Here is a 7063-nt window from a genome sequence, read left to right as displayed (position 1 = left end):
GCACGAGCCGAGCCGGGCAGGGACCGGCTCGGAATTCAATACAGACAGTTGGGGCCCAGCAGGCTCTTCAGCTCGCCGAAGAGGTCGGGGGTGATCCGCACCGGGAACGGCACCTCGAAGATACGGGCCGTGTCGCCCTTGATCAGCTTCAGCCGTACCTCCGTCTGCCCGGAGTGCCGGATGAGCACGTCGCTGAGCTGTGAGACGGTGTCGGTCGTCGCGCGCGATTCCGGCATCGAGACGGTGAGCGGGCCGGAGTCGCCGTCCTGGCTCAGCTCGGGGGCGAAGAGGCTGAACGCGTGCAGGTTCATCCCGTCGTCGCGCATGCTCACGCGGCCCCGGACCACCACGATCGAGTCGTTGGTGAGGGCGGGGGCGAACTCCTGGTACGCCTTGCCCATGAACATGCAGGTGATCTCGCCGCCGAAGTCCTCGACCTGGATCATCCCGTACTGGTTGCCCGAGGTCTTCGCCATCCGGTGCTGCACGCTCGTGACGAGCCCGGCGACGACCACGGTTTCGCCGTCGGCGACGGTCTCGGAGATGAGCAGGTCGGCGATCGTGGTGCTGTAGTGCTTGGCCAGTTCGGTCTCGAGCCCGGCGAGTGGATGGTCGGACACGTAGAGGCCCAGCATGTCGCGCTCGAAGGCGAGCTTGTCGCGCTTGGCCCACTCGGGTCTCTCCGGCACCTGGACGGCGGCCTGCGGTTCGTCCCAGAGACTGTCGAAGTCGAAGCCCACCTGGCCGTTGGCCTCGTTGCGCTTCTCGCCGACCGCTGCCTCGACCGCGTCCTCGTGCACCTCCACGAGTGCGCGACGGGTGGGCCCGAGCGAGTCGAAGGCTCCGGCCTTGATCAGGGACTCGACCGTGCGCTTGTTCGTCACCTGCAGCGGCACTTTGCGGAGGAAATCGTGGAACGACTCGAAGCGCCCCTTCTCCTCGCGCGCCGCGCGGATGCCCTCGACCACGTTCGTCCCGACGTTGCGCACGGCACCCAGGCCGAAGCGGATGTCGGTGCCGACCGCGGTGAAGAAGCCGATCGACTCGTTGACGTCCGGCGGGAGCACCTTGATTCCCATGCGCCGGCACTCGTTGAGGTAGGCGGCCATCTTGTCCTTGGAGTCGCCGACGCTCGTGAGAAGCGCCGCCATGTACTCCGCGGGGTAGTGCGCCTTGAGGTAGGCCGTCCAGTACGAGACGACTCCGTAGGCGGCCGAGTGCGCCTTGTTGAAGGCGTAGTCGGAGAAGGGCAGGAGGATGTCCCAGAGCGTCTTGACGGCCTCCATCGAGTAGCCGTTGGCGGTCATCCCGCCCGAGAAACCCTCGAACTGCTTGTCCAGCTCGGACTTCTTCTTCTTGCCCATCGCGCGCCGCAGGAGGTCGGCCTGCGCGAGCGTGAACCCCGCGAGCTTCTGCGCGATCGACATGACCTGCTCCTGGTACACGATCAGGCCGTAGGTCCCGCCGAGCACCTCCGCGAGCGGCTCCTCGAGCTCCGGATGGATCGGAGTGATCTGCTGCACGCCGTTCTTGCGCAGCGCATAGTTGGTGTGGGAGTCGGCGCCCATCGGGCCCGGCCGGTAGAGCGCGAGCACCGCGGAGATGTCCTCGAAGTTGTCCGGCTTCATCAGGCGCAGCAGACCGCGCATCGGGCCGCCGTCGAGCTGGAAGACGCCGAGCGTGTCCCCCCGGGCGAGCAGGTCGTAGGCGGCTTGGTCGTCGAGCGAGAGGTCTTCGAGCACGAGATCCTGCTCGCGGTTCGCGCGGATGTTGTCGAGCGCGTCGTCGATGATCGTGAGGTTCCGCAACCCCAGGAAGTCCATCTTGATCAGGCCGAGGGACTCGCAGGCGGGGTAGTCGAACTGCGTGACGATCTGGCCGTCCTGCTCCCGCTTCATGATCGGGATGATGTCGAGCAGCGGATCGCTTGACATGATGACGCCGGCCGCGTGCACGCCCCACTGGCGCTTGAGGTTCTCGAGACCGAGCGCGGTGTCGAAGACGAGCTTGGCCTGCGGGTCCTCGGCGATGACGTTCCGGACGTCCACCGCCTCCTTGTAGCGGCCGTGTGCGGGATCGTTGATTCCGCTGAGCGGGATGTCCTTGCCCATGATCGCGGGCGGCATCGCCTTGGTGAGCTTCTCGCCCATCCCGAAGGGGAAGCCGAGCACGCGCGAGGCGTCCTTGAGCGCCTGCTTCGCCTTGATCGTGCCGTAGGTGACGATCTGCGCGACACGCTCGTCGCCGTATTTCTCTGTGACGTAGCGGATCACCTCGCCGCGGCGACGGTCGTCGAAGTCGACGTCGAAGTCGGGCATCGAGACGCGGTCGGGGTTGAGGAAGCGCTCGAAGATCAGTCCGTGGTGCAGCGGATCCAGGTCGGTGATCCGCATCGCGTAGGCGGCCATCGAGCCGGCACCGGAGCCGCGACCCGGTCCGACGCGGATCCCGTTGCGCTTGGACCAGTTGATGAAGTCGGCGACGACGAGAAAGTACCCCGAGAAGCCCATCTGGCGGATGACGCCCATCTCGTAGTCCGCGCGCTCGCGGACCTCCTGGGTGATCCCGCCGGGGTACCGCTCGCGCAAGCCCGCCTCGACCTCCTTGGTGAACCAGGTGTCCTCCGTCTCGCCCTCCGGCACGGGGAAGCGGGGCATGTAGTTCGCGGAGGTGTCGAACTGCACGTCGCAGCGCTCGGCGATCAGCAGCGTGTTGTCGCAGGCCTCGGGGTGGTCGCGGAACACCTGGCGCATCTCCCGCGGAGACTTGAGGTAGAACTCGTCCGCGTCGAACTTGAATCGCTTGGGGTCGTCGAGAGTGGTGCCCGACTGCACGCAGAGCAGCGCCGCGTGCGACGTGGCGTCGTGGGCGTGCGTGTAGTGCAGGTCGTTGGTCGCGACGAGCGGCAGGTCGAGGTCTTTGGCGAGTCGGATCACGTCCGCGATGACGCGCCGCTCGATGTCGAGCCCGTGGTCCATGATCTCGGCGAAGAAGTTCTCCTTGCCGAAGATGTCGCGGTAGTCGGCGGCCGCCTGCCGCGCCTCCCTGTACTGCCCCAGCCGGAGGCGGGTCTGCACCTCGCCACTCGGGCAGCCGGTGGTGCCGATCAGCCCCTCGGAGTACTGCGAGAGGATCTCGCGGTCCATCCGCGGTTTGAAGTAGTAGCCCTCGATCGACGCCTTCGACGAGAGGCGGAAGAGATTGTGCATGCCGGTCGTGGTCGAGCTCAGCAGCGTCATGTGGGTATAGGCGCCGGAACCGGACACGTCGTCCCCTCCGCCGTCGCCCCAGCGGATGCGCGTCTTGTCGGTGCGGTGCGTGCCAGGAGTGAGGTAGGCCTCGGTGCCGATGATCGGCTTGATCCCTGCCGCGGTCGCCGTGCGCCAGAAGTCGAAGGCGCCGAACACGTTGCCGTGGTCGGTCACGGCGATCGCCGGCATGCCCTCCTCGACCGCCGCATCGATCAGCGGCTTCACCCGGGCGGCGCCGTCGAGCATCGAGTACTCGCTGTGCACGTGCAGGTGGACGAAGGAATCGTTACTCGGCAAGGATGCGCCTCCAGCGGACTGCGGGCAGGGGGCCGGGGACCCGGGAAGGGTCGCGGACACGGCGGGGAAAAGTCTAGCTGCGCTGACGGATGCTCGGGCCGGGTCCGCCCGGATCACTCGCCGCGCAGAAGCTCGAGCGAGCGTGCGAGATCGTCGGGGTACGAGGCCTCGAACTGCACCCACTCCCCCGTGCCGGGATGCGTGAAGCCGAGTCGCACCGCGTCGAGCCACTGGCGCGTCAGTCCGAGCCGCTTCGAGAGCGTCGGGTCCGCCCCGTACATCGCGTCGCCCACGCAGGGGTGGCGCTGCGCTGCCATGTGCACGCGGATCTGGTGGGTCCGCCCGGTCTCGAGGTGGACCTCGAGGAGGGACGCGAAGGGGAACGCCTCGATGGTCTCGTAGTGCGTGATCGACGGCTTGCCGTCGGCGCGGACCGCGAACTTCCAGTCCGAGGACGGATGGCGGCCGAGGGGCGCGTCGATCGTGCCTGCGAGCGGATCGGGGTGGCCCTGGACGACCGCGTGGTACACCTTCTCGACCGTACGGTCGTGGAAGGCGCGCTTGAGGTGCGCGTAGGCGCGCTCGGACTTCGCGACCACCATCAGCCCGCTGGTGCCGGCGTCGAGTCGGTGCACGATGCCGGCGCGCTCGGCCGCTCCGGAGGTGGCGACGGTGAAGCCGGCGGCGGCGAGTGCGCCGAGGACGGTCGGCCCCTCCCATCCGACGGCCGGGTGGGCGGCGACGCCCACCGGCTTGTCGATCACGACGATGTCGTCGTCATCATGGACGATCGCCAGATCGGGCACCGCGAGCGGGACGATCGTCGGCTCTCGGCGAGGGCGCCATTCGACGCTGAGCCAGGTGCCCGCGCGGACCCGGTCGCTCTTGTCGAGGACGCGTCCGTCGGCGCTCACTCCTCCCGCCTCGGCGACCTCGGCGGCGAAGCTGCGCGAGAACCCGAGCAGCTTGGCCACCGCAGCATCCGCGCGGAGACCGTCCAGCCCGTCCGGCACCGGCAGGGAGCGCGCGACTGCGCCATCAGCGTCCGCCGCGGCGATCGACGTCGCTCGCGGCCTCCTCCGGCGGGGCCGCGTCGTCCGTCGTCTCTGCGCGCGACCCGCGCTCGGCACGGGTGCCGTCGAGCGCCACGCCGCGCAGGCTGAGGACGACGAAGACAGCCATCGCCGAGCAGATGGCGATGTCGGCGACGTTGTAGATCGCCGGGAGCAGCCATGGCGTGAAGAGGAAGTCGACCACGTGACCGAGCCCGAAGGAGGGCTCGCGGAACAGGCGGTCGAAGAGGTTGCCGAGCGTGCCGCCGAGCAGCAGCCCGAAGAAGACGGCCCAGGCCAGGGAGCGGATCCGGCTGGAGAACCAGAGGACGGCGACGACCACGCACGCGGCGATGATCGAGAAGATCCACGTCGATCCGCTGGCGAGGGAGAAAGCGGCACCCGGATTCTTCACGTAGTGCAGGATCAGGACGTCTCCGAGGATACGCACGTCCTCGCCGAGGGCGAGGTTCGTGGTAACCAGGTACTTCGCGGTCTGGTCGATCGCGAAGACCGCGAACGCGACGAGGCCGAGGGCGACCAGCACCCTCGGCCTGACGTCGGCTGCGGCGGGACTACGCCCCAAAGCCCGACAGCGAGGACTCAGCCGCTGCCGGCTGGGTGTCGAGGTCGCGGAGCTGACCCTCGATGTAGCTCTTCAGCTTCTGGCGGTACTCGCGCTCGAAGGTGCGGAGCTCGTCGATGCGGTGCTCGACGGTGGCACGCTCCTCTTCGAGCTTCGCCACCTGCTGGCGCTGCTTGGCCTCGGCTTCGGCGACGAGGCGCGCGGCTGTGGCGCGGCCCTCGGCGATGAGCGCGTCGCGCTTCTCGGTGCCCTCGCGCACGTGCTCCTCGTGGAGTCGACGGGCGAGCTGCAGCAACCCGCTCGAGCTCTCGGCCTCGTCGGCCGGGGCCGACTGCTGCGGGGCGACCGGAGCGGTCACCGGGGCGGCGATCGGCACGACCTCGGGCTGCGGCTCGGGCTCGGCGGCGACCGCCTCCTCCGCGACGGGAGCGGGGATGCTCTCGCGCGGCGCGTCGGACACGCGGGTGTCGGATGTGCGGGAGTCGCCGGACGAGAGCCGCTGACGCAGCTCCTCGTTCTCCTGGTTCAGGCGACGCAGCTCAACGACGACCTCGTCGAGGAAGTCGTCGACCTCGTCCTGGTCGTATCCCTCGCGGAACTTGGTCGGCTGGAACCGCTTATTGACAACATCTTCGGGAGTGAGCGCCATGGCTTTCCACCTTCGATTTCAAGTAGGTACACGTTTATCAACGTTCGACTAAAGCTAGCAACTTCAGGCGCACGGCGCAGTGCTGGCACCGCGGAGAACGTCCGATCGTCGCCAACGATACAGGGACCGTCAGGCGCGCTGGAGCCACGTGGCGATGTACATGCCCACGATGACGCAGAGCATGGTCAGGCTCCAGCCGAAATCGAGGGCGATCGGGCCGATCGAGACCGGCTTGATCAGCCTGCGGAAGAAGCCGATCGGTGGATCGGTGACGGTGTAGACACCCTCCGCCGCGACCAGACCTGCGCCACGGGGGCGCCAATCACGCCGGATGACCCTGACGAGGTCGAGCACGAACCGGGCCCACATCGCGAAGAAGTACAGGAGCAGGACGAAGTAGAGGACGCTCCCGAGGAGCGAGACGACGGAATTCACCGCGAGCCAGGGCTCCCGGGATCAGGACTTCGCGAAGAACGACGCGTCGGCATCGTTCTCGGCGGAGGCGGAGTCGCCGGCGACCGTGATGTGCGACGGGGACAGCAGGAAGACCTTGCTCGTCACGCGCTCGATGCGGCCGAAGAGGCCCTGCGAGAGCCCGCTCGCGAAGTCGATCAGACGACGGGCGTCCGCGTCGCTCATCTGCGAGAGGTTGATGATCACGGGGATGCCATCGCGGAAGTTCTCCGCGATGACCTGCGCGTCGCGGTACTGCTTCGGGTGGACGGTGAGGATCTCGTTCATCTCGGCGTGTGCCGTCGCCTTCGGTGTCTGGGGGGTGGGCTTGCGGAGCGGGGTGACCGTCGCGCGGGGCTGCGGGGTCGGCTCGACCGGCGGAACGGGCTGGACCGGCGAGACCGGAGCCCGGTGAGCGGTCGCGGGAGCCGCCTCGACGGGTTCGGCGCGCTCGTACTCGACCTCTTCGTCGGCGAGTCCGAGGTAGACCATCGTCTTCTTCAGCGGGTTGGCCATGGGTGTCCTCCGTGTCGTGTGTGCTCCCACAGGTGGGTCACCACGAGGTTAGGTGCGGACGGGGCGTTCTCCGGTGATTGCCGACCCGATTCGCAGGTGTGTCGCGCCCTCGGCGATCGCGTCGGCGAAGTCGTGCGACATGCCCGCCGAGATGGCCGTCGCACCGGGGTCGACGGCGCGCACGCGGTCCGAGATCGCCCGCAGACGCGCGAAGGCCGGGCGCGGATCCTCGCCCAGCGGAGCGACCGCCATCACCCCG

Annotated in this window: 6 protein-coding genes and 1 pseudogene; all 7 read right to left on the bottom strand. The window is 68.2% G+C overall.

Translation table 11 applies throughout. From position 1 onward, the window contains the following. Positions 1 to 35: 35 nt before the first annotated feature. A complete protein-coding gene (gene dnaE / locus ACH61_RS13285; protein WP_068212837.1) occupies positions 36 to 3497 on the bottom strand; it encodes a DNA polymerase III subunit alpha in 3462 nt (1153 codons plus the stop codon). A 164-nt stretch (positions 3498 to 3661) separates the two neighbouring features. Continuing rightward, on the bottom strand, positions 3662 to 4606 hold the full coding sequence (locus tag ACH61_RS13280; protein WP_068212832.1) for an RluA family pseudouridine synthase: 945 nt from the start codon (positions 4604 to 4606) through the stop codon (positions 3662 to 3664). Next, a complete protein-coding gene (gene lspA / locus ACH61_RS13275) occupies positions 4587 to 5147 on the bottom strand; it encodes a signal peptidase II (RefSeq protein ID WP_330220174.1) in 561 nt (186 codons plus the stop codon). Before lspA ends, ACH61_RS13280 begins: the two co-directional genes overlap by 20 nt. A gap of 28 nt (positions 5148 to 5175) precedes the next feature. Further along, the gene (locus ACH61_RS13270; protein WP_068212830.1) at positions 5176 to 5835 is read right to left on the bottom strand and encodes a DivIVA domain-containing protein; all 660 of its coding nucleotides are present in this window, start codon (positions 5833 to 5835) and stop codon (positions 5176 to 5178) included. A gap of 129 nt (positions 5836 to 5964) precedes the next feature. Beyond that, a complete protein-coding gene (locus ACH61_RS13265; RefSeq protein WP_068212828.1) occupies positions 5965 to 6270 on the bottom strand; it encodes a YggT family protein in 306 nt (101 codons plus the stop codon). A 21-nt stretch (positions 6271 to 6291) separates the two neighbouring features. Continuing rightward, positions 6292 to 6804, bottom strand: coding sequence for a cell division protein SepF (locus tag ACH61_RS13260; protein ID WP_068212826.1), 513 nt, complete (start codon positions 6802 to 6804; stop codon positions 6292 to 6294). A gap of 48 nt (positions 6805 to 6852) precedes the next feature. Then, positions 6853 to 7063: pseudogene (locus tag ACH61_RS13255) on the bottom strand (YggS family pyridoxal phosphate-dependent enzyme); the annotation flags it as partial.

The sequence above is a fragment of the Rathayibacter tanaceti genome, from assembly GCF_001634385.1.
GTDB classification, from domain to species: Bacteria; Actinomycetota; Actinomycetes; order Actinomycetales; family Microbacteriaceae; genus Rathayibacter; species Rathayibacter tanaceti.
Note: the sequence above shows the minus strand (reverse complement) of the source record. Positions and strands in the feature narration are given on the sequence as shown.

What these genes read in the sequence shown, in the direction of transcription:
- dnaE (WP_068212837.1), bottom strand. Translation starts at nt 3,497, where the DNA reads ATGCTCGACGGCGCCGCCCGGGTGAAGCCGCTGATCGATGCGGCGGTC.
- ACH61_RS13270 (WP_068212830.1), bottom strand. Translation starts at nt 5,835, where the DNA reads ATGGCGCTCACTCCCGAAGATGTTGTCAATAAGCGGTTCCAGCCGACC.
- ACH61_RS13260 (WP_068212826.1), bottom strand. Translation starts at nt 6,804, where the DNA reads ATGGCCAACCCGCTGAAGAAGACGATGGTCTACCTCGGACTCGCCGAC.